Origin of the sequence: Maribacter sp. 4G9, assembly GCF_002742265.1 — a bacterium.
Lineage (GTDB): Bacteria > Bacteroidota > Bacteroidia > Flavobacteriales > Flavobacteriaceae > Maribacter.
Genome location: NZ_MDGL01000173.1, coordinates 25,161 through 46,871 on the forward strand (window position 1 = coordinate 25,161; position 21,711 = coordinate 46,871).

Annotated in this window: 10 protein-coding genes; 2 read left to right on the forward strand and 8 right to left on the reverse strand. The window is 43.2% G+C overall.

Translation table 11 applies throughout. The annotated features are described in order from the left end of the window. Positions 1-183: 183 nt before the first annotated feature. The gene (locus tag BFP75_RS17725) at positions 184-12,624 is read right to left on the reverse strand and encodes a T9SS type B sorting domain-containing protein (RefSeq protein WP_099546680.1); all 12,441 of its coding nucleotides are present in this window, start codon (positions 12,622-12,624) and stop codon (positions 184-186) included. Positions 12,625-12,838: 214 nt separating this feature from the next. Here BFP75_RS17725 and BFP75_RS17730 point away from each other — a divergent pair, with 214 nt between their 5' ends. Further along, a complete protein-coding gene (locus BFP75_RS17730) occupies positions 12,839-13,918 on the forward strand; it encodes a hypothetical protein (RefSeq protein ID WP_099546681.1) in 1,080 nt (359 codons plus the stop codon). A 120-nt stretch (positions 13,919-14,038) separates the two neighbouring features. On the opposite strand, the gene BFP75_RS17735 is transcribed toward BFP75_RS17730, so the two are convergent. The 6 genes from BFP75_RS17735 to BFP75_RS17760 all read right to left on the reverse strand — a co-directional run bounded on the left by BFP75_RS17735 (position 14,039) and on the right by BFP75_RS17760 (position 19,905). Continuing rightward, entirely contained in the window at positions 14,039-15,097 is a 1,059-nt protein-coding gene (locus tag BFP75_RS17735) for a nucleoid-associated protein (RefSeq protein ID WP_099546682.1), read from the reverse strand. 64 nt (positions 15,098-15,161) lie between these two features. Then, positions 15,162-15,659: an IS1096 element passenger TnpR family protein gene (locus BFP75_RS17740; protein WP_099546683.1), complete on the reverse strand. Its 498-nt coding sequence runs from the start codon at positions 15,657-15,659 to the stop codon at positions 15,162-15,164. A gap of 26 nt (positions 15,660-15,685) precedes the next feature. Beyond that, entirely contained in the window at positions 15,686-16,720 is a 1,035-nt protein-coding gene (locus tag BFP75_RS17745; RefSeq protein WP_099546684.1) for a COX15/CtaA family protein, read from the reverse strand. A gap of 100 nt (positions 16,721-16,820) precedes the next feature. Then, a complete protein-coding gene (locus tag BFP75_RS17750; RefSeq protein WP_099546685.1) occupies positions 16,821-18,239 on the reverse strand; it encodes a CCA tRNA nucleotidyltransferase in 1,419 nt (472 codons plus the stop codon). 16 nt (positions 18,240-18,255) lie between these two features. Further along, entirely contained in the window at positions 18,256-18,819 is a 564-nt protein-coding gene (locus tag BFP75_RS17755; protein WP_099546686.1) for an L-threonylcarbamoyladenylate synthase, read from the reverse strand. Between the two features lie 3 nt (positions 18,820-18,822). Next, positions 18,823-19,905, reverse strand: a complete 1,083-nt coding sequence (locus tag BFP75_RS17760; RefSeq protein WP_099546687.1) for a hypothetical protein — start codon at positions 19,903-19,905, stop codon at positions 18,823-18,825. A 57-nt stretch (positions 19,906-19,962) separates the two neighbouring features. On the opposite strand from BFP75_RS17760, the gene BFP75_RS17765 reads away from it, so the two are divergent. Continuing rightward, positions 19,963-20,793 (forward strand): glycosyltransferase family 2 protein, encoded by an 831-nt coding sequence (locus BFP75_RS17765; RefSeq protein WP_099546688.1) that lies wholly within the window; start codon positions 19,963-19,965, stop codon positions 20,791-20,793. On the opposite strand, the gene BFP75_RS17770 is transcribed toward BFP75_RS17765, so the two are convergent. Further along, complete coding sequence (locus BFP75_RS17770) at positions 20,775-21,569, reverse strand: glycosyltransferase family 2 protein (RefSeq protein WP_099546689.1); 795 nt, start codon at positions 21,567-21,569, stop codon at positions 20,775-20,777. The two genes, BFP75_RS17765 and BFP75_RS17770, sit on opposite strands and share 19 nt — an antisense overlap. Positions 21,570-21,711 lie beyond the last annotated feature (142 nt).

The following is a 21,711-nucleotide window of genomic DNA, read 5'->3' on the forward strand; positions in this document are numbered from 1 at the left end:
TTCTTTATTTTTAGTAAACCATTGAACTGCAAATAAAAAAGGAATGTGTAGGGAAGGCAAGAGTTTGTTGTGAATAGGCCATTTCTTGTGGTATTTCATCGATCAAGTCAATGAAAAAGGCCTTTTGGTAATAAAGAGCCCGTGACACAATTGCACGGGCTCTTCAAAAAAGGTAAAGTGCGGTTAACGATATAGGGTAAAATGCCCTATAAACTCTCTTTTATCTTCTTCACCGTTCAATTTAAGAATATACCAGTAGTCACCTGTTGGTAAATCGGTATCCTGATAAAGTCCGTCCCAGCCATTATCACCTGCCAAGATATATACCTCGCGACCGTACCTATCAAAGATCTTGATGAAGATATCAGGATATTGTTCGATATTTTTGGGAATCCATGTATCATTTTCCCCATCTCCGTCAGGAGTAAAGAAGTTGGGTATTTCGATATCAATGAACTCCATGTAAATGGTGGCTAACGCCTCACATCCGTAGGCATCAACTACTGTTACCGTATAGGTATCCGTACGGGTAATGAATATGGTATTGTCCTGCCCGTTGTTCCTATCGCCAAAATAGAAGGTGTAATCACCACTTCCGCCAGAGGCGACCGCAGTAATCTCATTAAGATTGTTCTGTTCCAAGGTCAGCTCCAAGGGTTCAAAACTCTGCACTTCAAATTCAATGGTATTGGTACAACCATTTGCATGAACCAATAGGATATAATGGTTTCCAGGGGCCAAATTGGCAAAATCAGGTTCTAACATATAATCATTGGGGTCCATGGAGTCCAAAGCATACAGAACATCCCCGGCCACACTTGGGTCTTCCAATACCAACTCGATTCGGTTATCCGGAGTATCCCCGGAACATTCGTATATAATCTCTGCCGTGGCATTGAGGTTGGCACCGTTCTCAACAGTTATGGTCTGGTTGGTTGTACATCCATTGGCATCCCTTACAAAGACGATATACGTACCTCCTGCCAAGTTTTCAAAGAGCAGACGGTCTTGTACGAAATCCGCATCCTCATTGGAATTAAGGGCCGTACTATAAGGTGCCGTACCTCCGGTTGCCGTTATTTCAATTGTACCGTCTTCATCTCCAGCACATACTTCTGGCGTACTGGTAGCTTCCATTTGGAGAGGTTCAGGAGCGATCAGTTCAAATTGGATAACTTCAAAACAGCCATTATCATCCTGTACAATCACCGAATACGAACCTTCTTCCAGTTCATCAAAAGTGTTTTGATCGTCAAATTGGTTCAGGTTGGGTGAAATAGCAAATTGATAATTACCCGTTCCCCCTTGAACATCCAAGGTAATGGCGCCATCATTGGCATCTGCACAACTAATATCCGTTATATTAGGAGTTACCACAAGAGGAGCGGGTTCATCGATTTGTACCCCTTGGGATACGATCTCACAATCCCCACTTTGTACCCTTACGTAGTAGGTTCCCATAGGAAGGTCTGCAAAAGTACCGTTGTTCTGGTTAGGCCTTACCTCATCGGTGGTGGCTGCATCCCTGAAAAGGGCAAATTGATAATTTCCTAGTCCGCCATCGGCATCGGCCATAATCAAGGCGGTAGCCTCACCGCTACAATTAATGAATGCTGCGGATGGGTCAACGTTTACAGTTAACGGAGGAACATCTTCCACGCCCACGGAATTGGATAGGATGGATATACAACTGTTACTGTCCATAATGTAATACCGATAATTTCCAGCGGATACATTGGAGAACAAATGCGTATCTGAAGTAATGGTCTCGTTCATTGGGTTGAAGGAAACGCCATCGATACTCCACTGATAGGGAGCCGTTCCGCCCGAAGCTACCAATAAAAGTTCCGCACCGTTCTGGCAGGTCATGGGCTGGTTTGTGACCAATAGTGCCTCTACGTCCGTAGGTTCAATGATGTCTTCATTGAAGGTAGCGGTACATCCCATATTATCGGTTACCAATACACTATAGAAACCAGCGCCCAAATTGTTGAACGTTGGATTCGTTTGCGAAACCGAAGTACTCAACAAGGTAGTTCTCGCCGCATCTGCATAATTATTTAGTACATAACGATAATTGGTCGTAACGTTTCTTGGGCTCAAGGTTACCATAATAGAGGCATTTGTGTCGCCTTCACAGACCAAGGCCGTACTTGACGTGCTACCGGTTATTGGATCAGGTACTACCAGACTAAAGCTATTGGTACCAGTTAGCTGGTTACAACCCAATGCATCGGTCACAGTGACCGTATAATTTCCTGCGCTCAGTCCTTGGAATACATGACTAAATACGTTGTTCTGGGACACCGGAGTACCCAAAGCAGGCGTAAGCGTTATGGTATACGGACCTTGTCCGCCGGCAGGCGTTATGGCCGCGGCACCTTGATCGTTGGAACAACCTACATCGGTCAGGACAATCGGATTCAATGTTATCGGCGCAGTTGGCGTATTGATCGTAAACGACCTTTCTTGGAAACATTCTGGAAATGCATCTTGGGTCACTCTCACTATATAGTTTCCAGCAGCTACCAGAATCCCCGAAACAGTACCGGAACCTGTAAGGGTACCTGCATCGTCCGTTCTAGTTGTTGGGCTTCCATCCGTATTGAAAACTTCCCAACTATAATTTCCCGTATATGTGGCATCGGCCACGTTGAGGTCTATGCTTCCATCATCTCCAAAGCAAACCACATTGCTTATATTGGCGATAGTAATGTCAAAAGTATTGGGTGCCGCAACGGTATGGGATACCATAACCTCACAGCCCGTATTGACATTTAATACGCCGAAAGTATACGTACCAGAGGCCAAATCAAGGAATGCATTACTTGCCTGATAGGCGCTGGAAGGCAACTGCCTGAATTGATAGTTGGCCGGGTCGGTCGCGAAGCTTGTCACGCTGCTAATGATATCTATTGAAATGTCCTCTCCGGCATTCGTACAACTAATAGGACTGTCCACATGAACGGTCGGTATGCCCATCAAATCGAACGGTGCTATGGTAGCCGTACTAGTTCCTACACATCCTTGATCATCATATACATTGATTGTATACACACCTCCGGCAATATCGGTTTCAATATAGGAAGGGCTTGTTCCGGACTGAACCGTTACTGGGACCTCAACGGCAACCGTATTTGGGTCGTCCTCTTCTATAAATTCGTAGCGTACGTAGTTGCTGCTACCACCAGATACTCCACTAATGGATATGGAAGCATTGTCAACAGAATTGCCGCTAGTACAACCGAATTCCACCACACTAGGCGCAGGTACTGCTATGGTCGCCGGTTCCCCAATTGGGATGACCACACTATCCACGGAACAGTTGTTCGTGGCAGGATTACCCGTCACAGTAACCACATAACCGCTTGCAGTGGCTGGTGCTAGACCCGTGAAGGTTGCCGAATTGCCCGTCGTACTCGATGGTAAAATACTTTCTGCAGCGCCATCCATAGCCGTAATTTCAAAACTGTAAGGCGCTGCCGCACCATTCGAAGTGCTAATGGTAATGCTGCCATCACTCGCACCAAAACAGCTCACATCGTTTGCAATGATCGACGGATTGATTACCGGTACGACCCTGTTAGGAACACTGATGGTAAAGGTTCTATTGCAGCTCGCGCTATTAGGTGTGGTCGTATCGTAAATGGTAATTGTATAATCCCCTGGCATAGGAGCTTGATAATCAAAGGTAGTTCCAGGAACCGAACCTTGAGGTACTGCAGGGGCACCGGCCGTATTGCTGATGCTATACTCATAGCTACCAGAACCGTTCAAAATTTCAATACCGATTATGGCATCTGGTATCGCGGTACAATCCAACAATTTAGTTAAGGTTGCATCTGCCGATAACACCGGATTTACCGTGAAATTACTCTCTACGTTCATACATCCGTTTCCGTCCATAACATATACGTCATAGGCACCCGGTATCACATTGGTAAACACACCTCCGTTATTTTCAAAGGTCGTGGGTGCCGGATTGCCATTGGGCACCATCGCATAGCGAAGGTTACCAGCAGCTGAAGTTCCAACGGCGTTCACCGTAATTGGCGAAACGCAGTTGTCTTGGGTAACACTAAGTGTTGGGTTGGGCGTCAAACTTAAAGTAACCGTATTGGTAACAAAGGAACAGCCGTATTGGTCAAATAAGGTTACCGTATAATTCCCAGCTGGGGAATTCACAGGAATTTCCACTGGATTGTCCAACGTGCCCGTCAAGGCCGTAAACCCGGCCGGACCGGTAATATCGTAGGAGTAGGGAGCCCCACCGCCTCCGGTGATTCCGGTAATCGAAATGAGTCCGGGTAGGTTACAAGAAATATCCCTAGTGGCTGTAGCTGTCGCTGACAACGGTGCCAATTCCGGCACGTAAGCGTTCTCACTCGCGCCCCTACAGGCATCCACATTGCTTGCGTCCACTTGGATGACATCGATATAATATTCACCTTCGGCAAGTGGTACGGTAGTGGTTATTGTGCTGTTATAAGGTACAATACCACCACTGGTTTCAATAGGTGTAGTATTACCGAGTTCAAATATTTCCCATCGCATGTTTGGATAGGATGTCGTTGGATTCAAGTTAAAAGTGATGCTGCCATTTGCGGCACTATCACAACTGGGTTGTATGTCCGTGGTGACATCAATGGGCAGATTGATGCCCGGAATCTCGTTTACGTTCACGTTACTTTGCCTGATACAACCTGCTCCGTCCCGTACGTAGAACACATAGGTCCTACCAGGAACCAGTAAAGGTACTCCGGGGTATTGTGGTGTTACTGGGTCGATGTTTGCAAAGGTATGGGCGGTACCACTAGGTAAGGGTGCCGTCCATACGGCCGGATTGGCCGCAAATGTATTGAAGTTTGCCGGGTCATCCGTAAAGGTATATTCATAACCAGGAATTGGATTTCCTTCGCTGCCCTCAACGGTTACCTGTAAGTCGTTACATCCTATAATGATGGCTGATAAGGTGATATCCAAATCATCTAGCGGGAATGGAATAATATAACGGTCAAAATCCATTTGACAAACTGTTCCACTTGCCAGGGTAACCCTAATGGAAGGGAAAACCTCCGTACCGGAAGCATAGCCTCGCAATTCATTGGAGGCCTGCCATGAAGTTCCACCATCGGCACTATATTCTACCGTTCCTGTGGGAGTAACTACATTATCGAACTCAAATCCGTATTCCAACGGATCGGGGTCGTTACAGGCCGCGGGTAATATCGGTATAATATCTGCGGTAATTTCCACGGCATTGTTGATAGTTACCATAGAAGAGACCACCGTACAACCATTAGTGTCATTAATAGTGACCTGATAATCACCCGTTCCAATGCCACTGTAGGTTAATGAAAGTGCAGAAATATTAGAACTGTTTCTGCCATAGTCGATTCCGTCAGCAGGTGTTAGGTCCATTAAGGTATAGGTGTAAGGGCCTGTACCACCCGTTATGTTTATATCTATCGCTCCCAATCCATTGAAACATTCTGGATCCGTTGGAACGGCACTAACCGATATTGTAGCGACCGGGGTGAAAATGATATCTTCCTGAACTGTCGTACATATGGCCGGAGCACCATTGTTGTCCTGAATGTATACGTCATACCCTGCTGGGTTTGCAATGGCCATGGCCTCCGTAACCGTTAGGGTGTTCACAGCACTGTACAATCCTGCCGGACTGGTATTTGCCGGTACGAAGGCATATAATAGCGTACCGTTTCCACCTGTGGCATTGGCTGTAATCAACCCGTCGCCACATGCACTAAGTGGTGTGATATCCACATCAAGCTCCAACTGCGGACTGATGACCACCGTTTGGGTGTTGGGAGTCGTTGGGCAACCCAATTGGTCCATCACCTCAATGTCATAACTACCCGCGGATAGTCCGGAGAAGGTATAAGAAGTTGCTGAAGCTGGCGTTGGCGTAATCCATGGTCCACCGTTGATCCTGAATTCATAATCACCATTCCCTGCCGTAACATCCACTAAAATAGAACCGTCGTTAGTACCGGAATAGCAAGCTGTTGGCGTGGTTGTAAACAGGATGGCCGCAGGAGGGGTTACAGTTATTGCACTTGTCACTGTCAATAACACTTCGCAGGCATTCGTATCCCGAACCCGAACTAGATAATCTCCATCTGGCACATTGGTAAATTGTGTATTGGTTTGATAAGGAGCTATCACTGTTCCTGCGGTGTTCTCCAATTGGTACTCGTAACTTGGGTTTCCACCCGATGCCGAAGCCTCCAACGTAGCCCCTGTATTAAAGCAGGTATAATCCGAAATTTGGCTTAAAGAAGGTACAATGGCCGATGGTTCCGTCATAATAATCGGGAAGGAAACGGAACAGGCCGTATCGTCCAATTTTCGAACTTGCACCGTGTAATTTCCATCCGATAAAGATGGGGTAGTGGTTACGGGGGAAGTCAAGGAACTTGTCCAGGTTGTACCGTCAAATGAATATTCGAAACCTATTCCGCTGGTAAAGTTGTCCACTTCAAAACGTATGAATCCATCCGCCGAACCGTTACAGGTAGGATCGGTAGTAGCCAATAGCTGCGCTTCAAAAGCCTGGTTTGCCTCTACGACTACGGTCAAATCTTGACTGGTAGGACAAACGGAAGGTACTTGGAAAGCTGTAATGTCATCCAAAATAAGGTCGTTACCATCATTACTGTTCACATTGTTCCTGAAGACGATATCAATATCGGTATTGGCGCCTGGGTTGAAGGTAATGGTACGTTCGTGCCAGTCCGTATTATTGGTATTTTTTGGAATTTCAGGAACTACTTCGCTATGGATGACCGTACCGGTATTGTCCAATATTTCTATCAATACCTCTGGGTTGTTGCCCGCGCCACCCAAGTTCATGAGGTTGTAGGCCCAGAAATTCAAGGTAATTTCCTCATTGGGCAATACTTCGATATCCCTTTTGGCCCAAAGAATGGAATTCAGTACGGGGCTACCCGTATCGGAGAAGGTAGAGATGTCAATGGCCAAGAAGCGCCCATCGGTCAAACCTGTGTGATCTTGCGGACTGGTCAAAGTAGTCAAAGGATTGGTCACAAAATTCGTAACCGTATATTCACCGTTTACCAATATTCCTGCAGGTCCTCGGTTACATGGGGTCAAGGAACCGTTTTGTGGCTCAAAGCAATAATCCGGACCAATTTCACCGATCTGGGTGCTAGGCCCTGCCCCGAAGTTTTCAAAGAACAAGGTCGTCTGATCGGGTGTACTACTGCTTGAATAATCAACGGTAACGGTCTGTGTACCCGCCGCTACACTAGCAAAAACATTGCTATCCGCGGGGGTGTTCAAAGTTCCGTTTAGGGTGTAGGTATAGTCAAAATCGGTCGTGTTCGATGTATTGATTGTTATGGTTCCCAATCCATCACAATCATAATCCACTGTATAGGAAAGGTTGGGGTCCGCCGCCGGTGCCGGTACCGTTAGGTCCATATCATAGCTACAGCCTAAATTGTCACGTACGACCAATTGATAGGTGCCGGGCAATAGGTTTCGCTCGTTCAATGCCCCAAAATTGCTGCCGCCATCGAAACTATATTCATAAGGTGCCTCCCCGCCACTGGCGTTTAAAATCTTGACCAAGGCACCGCTTGGGTTGCACGAAGCATCCTCTACAATGGCCGCCGAGGCGGTCAAACGGAAGGGTTGGTCGATTTCATATTCCAAGGTTTCAATACACCTAGACGTTGGGGTGCCGCTTGAATCCATGACCGAAATAATATAGAAGCCGGCTGATAGGTTAACAAATGTATTTTGTGTTTGGAAGGTTACGCCATCCAAACTGTATTGATAGGGTGCCGTTCCTCCTGTGGCCGAAACGGTCAAGGTGGAAGTTGACGAATCCGAACAAATGATATCCGTGTGGGACGCCGATAAGGACGGAGTACCCAAAAATTCGATTTCTACAGAATTGGAAATGGCATAACAGCCGCTGTCATCAAATACGATGAATTCATAGATCCCCGCATCCGAAGCATCCGAAAAAGTAAAGTTGTTGGCCGTATAAAGGTCCGTCACTAGAATATTCAGCATATTTGGCGGACTTGGGTACAGATCCGTACCATCCTTGCTCCATATGGCCATAAAATAGTCGGGACTGGGTTGACCACCGTTTGGGGTAAGCGTAATTACACCAGGGTTACAGGTAATGTTGTCCGTGGTAACCGCGGTCAAGGTAAGTTCGGGTATTTCCGGTACCGTGATGTTCTGGGTATCCGTGCAACCATCGTCCGTAGTGGTAATAACGATATAATTACCTGCATTTACACTAGTAAATGAATAGGTGTTATCGGGAGAAATCAACTGACTGTCTATGAAAGTTCCCAAGCCACCGTTACTTCCATCGTCCAATCGAAGTTCATAGCTATAATTGGGTAGTACGTTCAAGGCTTGGATGTTAATGGCACCGGGTTCCCCACATTCTGCCGCAACCGTAGTAATGTTCACCTGAAAGTCACGTTCCAAAATACCTATGTCCTCGGTAGTGAATATACAGGCACCGTCCAATGGATTTCCGGTCATAGCATCTAACTGTGTTACCTCTACATAATAGGAACCACTGTTAGTTAGGTCAAAACTTGGTCCATTGTTGGCCGAAAAAGGAACTACGACGGAATCATTCGAGGCATCCACCAATTGAAAGCCATATCCCGATCCAACATTGGTAATACGTATATTTCCTGGAGTACTGCAAAGAATATCTTCTGCAGTATAATCAAGGTCCAATGTGTTTTTGAAAACATTAAAATAAAAGCGACTAAAGCATCCGTTCAAATAGTTGATAACGACTCGGTACTCACCACTATCGGTAACAGTAAAGTTGTCCTGTACGGCCATATCCGTCCAAGTACAGGTTCCGTTCTTATTGGCACAGTCGTCACCGGTTGAAGAACAACTGCCCTCGTCCAATTTCTGCCAAACGATGCTTTGGGCATCGGAGATTCCCAATTGCAGGGTAGCTTCGTCATTTTCGCCACATAAAAATATTTTAGGAAGCAGGTCCCCATCAACGGAACAGGTTACGATTTCCCCTTGGATATCGTTATCCGGATTGGGATCCGCGTTGACCATATTAAAATAGTCTATTATGGGGTTGGTCTGGGTAGTCCCAAAACGTTCCACGGTAATCAGTTCTACCAAGTCCACACAACCTGAAGCACCGGATTTTTCAACAATGTAGTTTCCTATATCGGTTACCAAAAGGGTGCTTGGGTTATTGTCCGGATCACCGTCATTGATAGTAGGTTCCCCAGCATCTATTTGTCCGTTGCCATTGGCATCGATTGCCCATGTATAGGTAGCGAACCCAGTACCTGCAGTTAAGATGGCAAAATCACCACATAGCTGAACGGTACGTGCCACGTTACAATTTGCCAAATCGCTCAAAATGTCATTGGTAGCAACTTGTGGAGGGACGTCACAAGAGGAGGTTGAATTGGCTCCTCCCTCATCCGTAAAGGTGGCGGGATTCAAAGTACCTTGGTAGGTAGAATAGGCTTCATTGACCAAGGTTCCCGAGCAGGCATCTATAAAATCTGAACAGTTACCCGATAGGGTCACCATAATTCGAATAGTGTATTCCGGGTCTCCTACTTCCACTAGATTATCGGGCACCTGAAATACAATTTCATTGGTCACCGGGTCGTGATTGGAGGTGACCCCAGGAGCATCCGAAGTATTGATGCCATCCAAGGCAACATTGGCAGGAAGTATATTTCGTATGGAATAGTTGGTGGCATCGTCATCGCCTGTATTTTGAAAACGGAGTACGTATTGGAACGATTGGCCAAGATTGATGGACTGTCCTGTCAAAGAAGCACCGCCCAAGTTTTCAGAAGTGTTGCCCAGTAAAATTTCTGGAGCGAAAACCTGAACATAGGACGCTGCATTTACCGTACCATTTGACGGGTTTACGACCGGAACTCCCGTGCCATATTCGCCACCATCGCCACCATCGGCATTTCCATCCTTATAAAATTCATTGGCATCGCTACAGCCATCGCCATCACTATCCAAATCCAATTGATCGGGAATTCCATCACTATCTGTGTCACAACCGGCGGTCAAAACGACACCTCTCATATTGGTAGGTCCAACTACCTGTTGACCAACGTTGAATGTATTGCTTCCGGAAGGGTTCCAGGAAACGGGTGCCGGTGGCGTATCCAGTACCATAGGTTCCAGCGGTCCGTTGGAGCTTCTAGCCCCGAAAATCTGAAATTGTCCTGCCTGATCTATGATAATCCGTATGGTTGCATTGCCATTGGTGCCGTTAACTGTCCAAATATTTGGATTCCCGGATTGCCCATAGGTTGTTCCATCCATAAAACGGGCAAAATTACCGGCGGCCCCAAGTTGGAATTGTATTTCACCGGCTACGTCAATCCCATTCACGTTCAAATTGAATGAATTGTCCACGCTGAAAACATCCAGCACCAAATAGTTGTCTACACTAACCAATGGGCTTGTGTGGCCATTACCATTGGCAATGTTGAAGGCCAGGGTATCACATTCGTCCTCGTCATAAATACCATCATTGTCGTCATCAAGATCCGTAATATCTTTTACACCGTCATTATCGGAGTCGTTGTGTACTGTAATAAGGGCGGTAGGGCTGTCAGGTGTGGTATTGGTGTCCGTTTGATCTTGGGTGTTGGTAACGGTATTGATAAGGCCAAGAAGGGGTAGTGTGTCAATTTCATCGGCACGTACCGTAAGTTCCAATTGTGCGACTTGTCCACCGTTCAAGGTGCCAATGTTCCAAGTGTTGCCACTCCATGTCCCATGAATCGTAAAGGCATTTTCCAAGGTGAGTCCGGCGGGAATATTGTCCGTAATTTGAAGGTTCGTTAGCGGTCCCACGCCATTATTTCTAACCCGTACGGTAAAGATGGCCGTTTCCCCTTCCATAATTTCATCATTGTCCACTGTTTTGGTAAGGACCACATCTGGATCGCAATAAAGTGCCTGGATGGTATTACTATCATAGGTACAGGGACCTTTGGTACCCCTTACGAAGAAATCTCCAGCTCCCATTGGAGCATAGCTAGGACCATTTGCTCCTGGAATAGGCAGTCCGTCTTCATACCATTGGTAGGCATCAAAATTACTGGTAGCTTCAAAGATTTCAGAACCAACAAAACAACCTGTTCCTCCCCTAATTTCTAGGGTAACCTCTGGCACTGTATCGAAGCCTGAAAAATAACCTGCTACCCCTCTGGCACCATTAAAGCCAAAAAACCCAACGGCCATTGGTCCAGTGGATTGCACACTCACGTTACCGTTCAAATTGGGAACATAAAAAGTTTTCCATTCGGTAGACCCGGCAACCGGATTGGATGGAGGTAGGGTTACAGGACCATTGCCATCCGTTACCTGAATATTCGCATCTGGGGTATTTACCGCTGCTATAATGGTCATACCTCCAGTAACGGTCTCACCGGCCATATCCCTAATGTCAGGAATGTTGTCCATAACATCAGGCAGCAAACAGTTCACCGGAGCTACGAAGTTCAATCCTTGGGTGTATACTTGGCTGGCTCCTGCCATACATTGATAGGCATATACGTTTTTGGAGGCCTGTACGAACATATTGGCTCCCACCGTGTTCGATGAAAAATTATTACTTGGAATTTCAATAAAGTCTCCATTGTTCAACGTTGCGATAGGTGCTGCGTTACCATTGACAAAGATTTGCGTATTGTCCTCCGTAGCAATAAGGAGGGGAAACTCCGTCCACCCATTTGTATTACCGTTACCCCGGACAAACACGTAATCCTTTCCCAAACGGTTTTCGGGAACGGGCTGATCGATACCGGCATCGCGATTCGCTTGCCCTACCTGACGGCCAAAATTTATGGATCCATTACTGATGACGATATCCTTATCAGATTCTATAGAAGCGCCCAACCATCCTTGTTGTTGTGCGAGTGAAGGCGGGTTGACATTTCCAACATAGTTTTCAAATACAAAGGATTCGTTGGCATTTAAGACTATTGTGTATGTATCTGCGGTAATGGCATTAGCATTATTTCCTATACGAAAAGTACAATTGGGGTCATAGCCAAAGAGCCGCACGGTGGTGTTATCTTCTGTAGCCATAATACCCAGGGTATTGGATTTTGAAGGGTGTCTACCCCCTAAGTTTGGTACACCGCCCCATTTGAAACGGGTACCTATTGCTTGCCTACCTTTAGCCGTTAATGAAGCAGCCTGGGCAGATGAATTTCCACGATAGTTTACATAAAAACGATTTCCGCTAGGGGATTCAAAACGTAACCCGCTGTTAGTTAAAACCACACCTGTATTGGCATTGTTCACCAAGGTTATGTTATTGTCTCCGTCAGCCAAAGTCCAAGTGGCAGGACTAACGTTTGAAATATTGAAAGTAGCTATAGGAGTTGGGTTCGTGCCCCTGTAGGCATTAACGGTAAATGTAGTAGGTTCAGGGGTTGAGAGATAAATGGCCTGTTCCTGTATACCTTGGTTGTTTTGTCCTTGTTTTAATGGTGGTAAGTAGTGTAGGTCGCTCAATTGGGCGTTGCCTGTTACCCCTATGACAAGTAATAAAACAAGTAGTATTCTTTGCATTTTTATAAAAAAAGTGAGTTATAATCCTCAAAAAAACCCCATTCACAGGTTTTGCGCAATGTATTGTTGCCAATGCAATACTTTTTGTGGTATCCACAAGCTTAAGCGTAGTATGATTATTAGTAAACCCAATGAGTTCAACTGTTTATCGATAAAAGGAGTCGTTTAACTTAGTGCTTCGATTGTTGTATCTTTAATATTGAATTGAAGTACCATGGAAGAAAAATTAATGTCAAAAAAAAAGCCCGCCTATCCCGTAAGCGAGGCCTTGGATGGTTACCTTAAACATTATAATCGTAAAAGTGAAATTCCAATTTTCTATGATGATTTACTCCGGTTTTCAGGGTCAGTGGTGGTGTATGACAACAATGATGAGGATACCCTTTGGATCAGGGTGTATTATTCAGAATTTGATAGAAAGGAAATAGACGACAGCCTTAAAAAGGTATATTCGATACTTCATTCCGATGGTAGCAATAACATCCATCAATATCTCAATGTAGACGCCGTAGACTTTTGCACTTTTGGGAATTCCAAACCTTTTCGCATCAAAATCAGGAATATCCTGAATGATAATTTTACCTATTTCTATATAAAACGTACCGATGCCTCACGTATCTACGGGCTGGAATTGGAGCATATGCTATCCCCATACAACCTCAATTTTTTGGTGTATAAGGATACCTTGATCGAGGAGCATATAGCCGGGATCCCCGGTGACGAGTTCATTAAGAACATGCTGCCCAAGTGTTCCGAACCGGAAAAGGCCCAATTGGCGAAGGAATTTGTAAAATTCAACGAGCGATGTATGATTCGGCTTTTAGGGGACATGCGCTCCTACAATTATGTGATCGTACCCACCCATGATTTTGATCATGTGGTCTATAAGATTCGCGCCATAGATTTTGACCAACAATGTTTTGAAGGAAAGTTAAAAGTATACCGACCCCAATTCTTTAAGGAAAATTATCAAATGGTGGAAATGGTACGACAAAAACTTCTTAGGAATTCCGTTGACCAATACAAATTGGAGGAGCGTTCCATGGTGGCTAAACGCATATTGAGTTCTGGAAACCGAATCAAAAAACTAAGAGCCATCTGTAAGGAAGATACCATTTCAACAGATGAAAATATCACACTTTTAAAAGAACAAATAGGGACCTTAACTTCCGATGCCAATTTCGGTAAATGCAAAACCATGGGCGAAGTACTGGACCTCGCCCTCAATTTTGTACGTCGTAATTATGAGGATGTTAGTATGAAACAGATCATTGAGCAGAATATTAAAATATAGTTATTAGTTCGTAGTTGTTAGTTTTTAGGTAAGGATACCAAAAAAGTTTGGCGGAAGGCATGTAGCTATATGAATTTAAGATGTTTATATTTACAACCATCAACCATCAACCATCAACCATCAACTCTTCTGTTCCTTGTTAAAATATACTAGATAATAATACATTTGGCGTTCTTCGTCCCAACCTTTTTCCACAAATTTTTCTGCAGACTCCGGATTTATAAAGTCCAGTTTGATCTGGATGTTGGTGTCAAGATTGATGACGTTTTTAATTTTTCTTCGGGCATCAGAAACAGCCTTGTTCGCAATATCGAAACTGGAAACATCCTCAATGCTGTATTTTGGACCTTTCTCTACCTTATAGTGTTTGAATTCTGGAATCAAGTCTGGGTTTTCCATTACCTCGTTTAGGAAATTGGTTTCCTCAAAGGTGTCGTTTTTCGCAAAATGGTTTACTGCACGATTCATGAACAGGACTTCCTGCTGCTTGTCCTCGGCGGGCAATACCACGTCTTTCGCAAAGTTCTGACAGAATTTTAGATAGTTCTTTGTTTTGAAATTGTCATCGGAAAGGGGCTCTACACTTAGGAAATTTTCGAGCCAATATTTGGTGTCGTATTTATTGCTATCCACTGATAATACCTTGTAACCACCTTCCTTATTGACATTGAGAATTAAACAACCCTTGTCCAATTTATTGATGTTGATACCCTGCTGAACGATAATGTCCAAATTGTTTTCATTCTCCTTAAACTGGAGGAAGTCATGTTTCAACTCGCTTTTGAAAATGCCAATGGCATCTATTTTTTCATTGTCCAAATGAACCCCGGTCAAATAGGCTACATACACCTCACCACTTTTAATATGGGGATGGTTGGACTGTTCAAATAATAAGGTGGCGATTTTTTTTGAGGCCGAATGTGAGTTTGACGGGTCATCGAAAACGGTATTGGCCAATTTGTACAATTCGTTGAATTCCACATCCACTTCATTGGAAAGTTTAAAATAGTTCTCCTCTTTTTCCCGGAACGGTTTAAAAAAGTATTCTTTTAGAAGTCCTGTAGTTTCATCGTTCAGTGCAAAAGGTTCAGCTGACAAGAAAATTCCTTCACCTTTATTTTTATTTCCTACCCTATGGATGGAAATGTGTTCGATCTGGGTGGCATATAAGTTGATCATGAAAATTTATGGTTTAAATGGATTGCTTTGGGGTAAAATGTTATTTACTTCAACTAACAACTAACTAATTCCAATTTTCATCAAAATCCAGGTCGTCATAGTTTTCAAAGGTATCGTCAAAATCGAAGGCACTATTTTCGGATTCGAACTTTCTTTCAGGAGGAGATTCCGGTAGTTCCCCAAAGCTGAACAATACATTGGGGTAGGGATGTCCATCTACTTTTTCCACAATATCTGCCAACTCCACAAAAAAGGTCCACATATTCAAAAAGTCGTATACATAGATCATTTTTGGGCTATCCTCGGTCAGTACATCTTCCAAAAAAGTTTCGTTCATCAGACGTACATCGGAGCCAGTTTCGCTCATATCGAACAAGGCAATTTCTTCGTCCTGTTTCCAATTTTCGTCGCAGGTATAGAAAGAGGCCATTTCGTTCCCCAAAAAACCAAAAGCCTGGGTCAGGGCATTATGAAATTCCTCTAAAGTATTGTGGGCTTCGATTTCCAGATCCCTGAAGATATCTTCTTCAGCATCTAGTATTATTCTAATTTTATAGACCATTCCTTAATTTTTGTGGGAGGGCAAAGTTACAAAGAATTGGGACTTGATTTAGGCTTTAAAGCATCTAAAACCAAATAGAACTGTACCCCGAACAAAATGGAGGCTACCACGAGATGCAGCGGTTGACTTGCAAAGGGAAAATCCAAATAATACATGGCCATTCCAGAGAACGCCTCGACCACCAAAAGAAAAAGAATCCAGACAATTTTCATATGGCCCAAATTCATAGAAAAGATTCTATAGGCCAAGAAGGCATTAACGAGTATTACGATGATGGAAAAGCTACGATGTACATAAAACACCAAGGTTGGGTCTTCCAACCAAAATCCCTTGGCGTTATCTCCCACCATCTCAATTTGATGGTCCACGAACTGCCTTACTTGTGTGCCAAGAATTATTTGAACGATGGTCAAAATCAACGCAAAACAAGCTAAAACAAGGGTTGTTTTGTCAAAAATGATTCTCTTGTCCTCATTGTTTACCCTAAAAATGATATATAGCAGCATTGCCACAATGAGCAAGGCCATCAGCATATGCAAGGTTATTTTTACAGGTTCCAAGACGGAATAGACCACAGTAGCCCCCAACCAGGCCTGAAATCCCATGCCAAATACTACCAGCCATGAGAGGATTGTAACTCTTTTTTGCTTTTTCCAATAGGTGATGGAACTAAATGCCAACACCAGGGTCGCCAGACCTGCCAAGGCGCCCAAAAGTCTGTTGATATATTCTATCCAAGTATGCCAAGGGTTAAAAATGGCATAATCATGTTTTGTATACAAGTTCCAATTTTCTTCATTAAATGAATTTGCTGAGGTAAAATCCCTGGCGGCTACCCGTAGGGTTTCATCTTTTATGATTACCTGACTTTTTTCATAGGAACGTTCCGGTTGCCATTCAAGTTCAGAGGCTTCAGTAGGGGGTATGTAGTAACCAAAACATTTTGGCCAATCCGGACATCCCATACCGCTTCCGGTCATACGTACGACCGCACCGGCTACAATGACCAAATACACCAATATCAAGGTCAATTTCGCAAGTTTTCTGAAAGAGGCTTTCATTTGAATTCTTTTATCAAAATTACCACTCTTTTGGAAAAGACATTGGGTATTTTGGTAAATAACGCGAACTGTTATTAAGTACTTTCGGTTACTTTGCGATTTAATCGGCTAAATTCAATCCAATGGATTTTCCCTTTTTGATCATAAAGGCTTTGGCAGCTTCATATTCGTTTGGTATTTCCCCTTCCAAAATGGCCTCTTTAATGGCCTCCTTTATTATTCCAATTTCTTTTGAGGGTTTAAGGTCAAAGGTCGTCATGATTTCTTCCCCCGAAACCGGAGGTTGGAAGTTTCGGATACGATCCCGTTCCTCAACTTCCTTTATTTTTTCCCGCACCAGTTTAAAATTGTTCCTATACTTTCGCTGCTTTTTTGGGTTTTTTGTGGTGATATCCGCTTCGCACAAGGTCATAAGGTCCTCTACATGCTCACCGGCATCGAAAACCAATCTTCGCACGGCGGAATCCGTCACATGTTCCTCCGCCAGAATAATGGGGCGTGAGCTCATCATGACCAATTTTTGTACGAATTTCATTTTGTCGTTCAATGGCATCCGAAGCCTTTTAAATAGCTTGTACACCATTTTGGAACCTAGGAATTCATGGCCATGGAAGGTCCATCCAATTTTTTTGTGAAAACGTTTGGTAGGGGCCTTTCCAATATCATGGAGCAGCGCTGCCCAACGCAACCAAAGGTCATCGGTTTCCATGGAAATATTGTCTACGACCTCCAAAGTATGCCAAAAGTTATCCTTGTGTCTTTGTCCTTCTATTTCTTCGATGCCCTGTAACGCCGTCAATTCGGGCATGATGATTTCCAGCAGGCCGGTTGTATGAAGGAGGGAAAAGCCCTTTGATGGTATTGGGCAAAGCATAATTTTGTTCAGTTCCTCTACGATGCGTTCCTTGGATATTATCTTGATCCGTTCCTTGTTTCGGGTGATGGCTTCCAAGGATGTAGCTTCAATCCTAAAATCCAGTTGAGTCGCAAAGCGTATGGCCCGCATCATTCTCAAAGGGTCATCGGAATAGGTAATGTCCGGATCCAATGGAGTCCGTATCAGTTTGTTTTCCAAGTCCTCGAGCCCATTAAAGGGGTCTATAAGTGTACCATAATCGGTTTTGTTCAGCGAAATGGCCAAAGCGTTGATGGTGAAATCCCTTCGCTTTTGATCCTCTTCCAGGGTGCCGTCCTCCACAACCGGTTTCCTACTGTCCCTATGATAACTTTCCTTTCTTGCTCCTACGAATTCAAGTTCCAGTTCGCCATATTTCACCATGGCGGTGCCAAAATTTTTAAAAACGGAAACCTGTGGTTTTTTTGGAAGTTTGGAAGCTAGCTCCGTAGCCAGTGCTATGCCACTTCCTACGGCGACAACATCGATATCTTTTGGCGTCTTTCTATTTAAAAGGTAGTCCCTAACAAAACCTCCAATGACGTAGGTGTCCAGATTTAGTTCGTCTGCGGTCTCACCAATAATTTCGAAAATGGGTTGGCTCAAGGCCTTTTTATAGTCCATTAGATTTTCACCGGCATTATTCCCTAATCACTTTCACCAGTCCATCCATGCCCAGTTTGATTATTGAAGTTGGAACTGCATTCTGATTTTCAGGCTTCAAATTTACCACATAGTCCACACCTGATAAAATGGCCGCGTCAATTTCTTTGAAATTGATTGGTGTCTTTTGGCCCGCAAGATTGGCCGATGTCGCTACAATGGGTTTTTTATACTTGCCAATGAGATATTGACAAAACTTATCCGAAGCGACTCTAATGGCCAAGGTGTTGTCCTTGGCCATCACATTGGAAGCAATTCCTTTGGGGTTGTCATAAACTATGGTGGTCGGTCTCGAGGCCAAGTCCATGATGTCATATGCCAAATCAGGAACCTGTTCCACATGCCTTTCCAACATGGCATCATTGGAAACAAGACAGATGAGTCCTTTGGAATCGATTCGTTTTAGGTCTAGTACCTTTTTTACGGCCCTTTCGTTGGTCGCATCGCAACCAATGGCCCAAACAGTATCCGTGGGGTAGAGGATGAGTCCCCCATTTTGAAGCACTTCAGTGGCTTGGTTTATTTCAAGGGTGAAATCCATTCTTTAAGCCTGTTCGATTAAATTCAAATATTTTTTTAATTGATATGAATATTGCCACTTCTCATGTGTGTAAATATTTTTTGTTTCTAGGGTCTTATCCACAATACTTTTAAAAAGCATTGCCAAGCTATCTGAATCTTCATAGAAGTATGAGTTTTCATTTAAATCTGGCATTACATTCATTTCTTTGGGGGTTATTAATGGTTTTTTGTAGGCAAATGCCAAATTATAGGCCCCTGTTATCTTGTATTTCAAATAGTTTTGCTCCGTATTGGAAACCGGCGCCATGATGTAATCCGAAGCTTGGATGTAATCTTGAAACAAATCATTTTCAATAAAGTGATCAAATGTCATTATGTAAGGTTCTAACTTCAGTTCCTTAACTTGTTTTTCAAAATAGGGTACATCGGTACTTTTCGGGTTCATTTTTCCCAAAATGATAATTTTTAAGTTGGATTGGTTTATTTCAAGTTTGGAAAGAGCTTGCAATACTATATCGTAGTTTCTCCTTTTGTAGTTGAGCTCGCCAGGAATACATATCCAAATTTCCTTTTTTTTATCCGACGCGTATGTACTTTGGTACTCCGGAAAATAAATAGGATAATACGGGAAAAGGCGAATAGTTTTGTCGTCTAGCTCCATGGAATTCACCAAAAAGTCATTTAAAACGTAATAATCTTGCATTCGTTTGCTGATCATTCTTTGGGAAAAGCTACCGTTCAATTTTTTTAGGTTATGAATACTCCCCAGACATTTTATTTTTTTTGGCAGAAGTCTTATGAGTGCAATGGTTTCCTTATTGCTGCTTGCCGTATTAAAAATAATTATATCGAAAGCATTTCTAACGATGTACTTATAAGTCAAGAACCAATTGTAGATCCTTTTCATAATCGTTGATGCGCCTCTGGGGTCCAGAAATTTTATTTTACAGGAATCTATTCCATATAGTTCGATGTTTTTTTTGAATTTCGGATGTATGATTAAATGCACATCGTAGTTAGCATCCTTTAGAAATCTAATTTGGCTATATAAACATTCTTCATGATAGGAGGTTAGCTCTATCAGGGCTATTTTCTTTTTGAGCATGTTTATCTTCTATTAATTTTCAAAGATACAGGAAGACTTTTATATTTTTGCCAAACTATGACCAATACAGCAGAGGACTTAAAAATAAGCGTAATAGTAAGTACCTACAATGCCGAGGAATGGCTTAAGAAGGTATTGTGGGGTTTCAATCAGCAAACGTTTAAAAACTTTGAGGTGGTCATTGCCGATGACGGTTCCAAACCTGCAACAAAGGAATTGTTGGACGAAATGGCCAAAGAGGTTTTCTTCCCTATTGTCCATATATGGCAGGAAGACGATGGTTTTCAAAAGTCGAGAATCCTCAATAAAGCGGTGGTAGCTTGTCGCACGGAATACATTATAATGACAGACGGTGACTGCATTCCTAGGGAAGATTTTGTGCACGTACACTACATTAACAAGGAGCCTGGTTATTTTATTTCTGGCGGATATTATATGCTTCCAATGAACATCTCCAAATTGATAAGTTTGGAGGATATAGAAAACCAACGATGTTTTGATATCCATTGGCTCAAGGAAAAGGGTATCCCCAAGACCTTTAAAAACAACAAATTAACGGCCAGTGGCCTTATTTCCCAGGTGTTGAATTGGGTCACTCCAACGAATGCCAGTTGGAACGGTCATAATTCATCTGGGTGGAAGCATGATATATTGAATGTAAATGGCTTCGACGAGCGAATGCAATATGGGGGACAGGATAGGGAGTTGGGGGAACGACTTTTTAACTTTGGTATCAAGTCCAAACAATTGAGATACAGTGCCGTCTGCGTTCATCTAGACCATAAACGGGGATATAAGACCCCTGAATCGATAGCAAAGAATGTAGGAATAAGAAGAAAAACGAAAAAGGAAAAGAGGGTTTGGACCTTTTATGGCATTACCAAGTAGTAGGCCAATTCGTTTTTTTGTTCCAAACGTTTTAGTTCCCGGAACCTTTCCAATACGCCAAGAGCGTTCAGGTAGCATATTGCATATCCTTTTTTACCGTCTAAAAATCCAAGCCTTAGGATGTAATGGTTAAAGAATTTCCAACCGGTTTTTAAATACATGGCCGCATAATTGAATTTTCGTTCGCGATAAAAACATTCAATGGCCTTTAATCTACCATAATTCAACATTTTGGACTTGTAGTCCTCGTAATTTTTATAGCAATAATGGATAAGCTTTTCTGTCAGTATACCAGAAGTTCCTTCAACGTCCAAGGTTTCATGAACGATTCTTCTATCTGAAAATTTAGCTTTGCTTTTTCTAAAGAGTCGGTAATTCTTGTCGGTCTGCCATCCGCTGAACCTCAATTTCTCATTTTGGAACATGAACTGTCTGTAAAACCAATAGGCTACTATTTCGCTTTCCTTGGAAACTGTCTCCAAAATTTCACGCTTCAAGGGAGCGGGTACAACTTCATCGGCATCCAAAAATAAGACCCAATCATTAGTTGCCTGTTTTAAAGCAAATGATTTTTGTGCCGTAAAGTTTTCAAAGGGGTTTTGAATGACCTTCGCCTTGGGATGATTTAAAAGATATTCATAGGTACCATCCGTACTAAAGGAATCCACCACAATGATTTCGTCAGCAAAGGAAACGGATTCCAAACACTTTTCAATGTATCCTATTTCATTGAAGGTGATGATCAAGGCTGAAATTTTTTCTCTATTATTCATCATAATTACCGAATAAGTAGGGTCGATAGCATTGGGCTAACAAAGGTATAACAAAAAAAAAAGGCAAAAATTGTAATCCTGGGTAAAATTCTTACAAAATGCTTCATAGGCCTTTTATTAAAAGGAGATGATAAAAGCTGTTTTG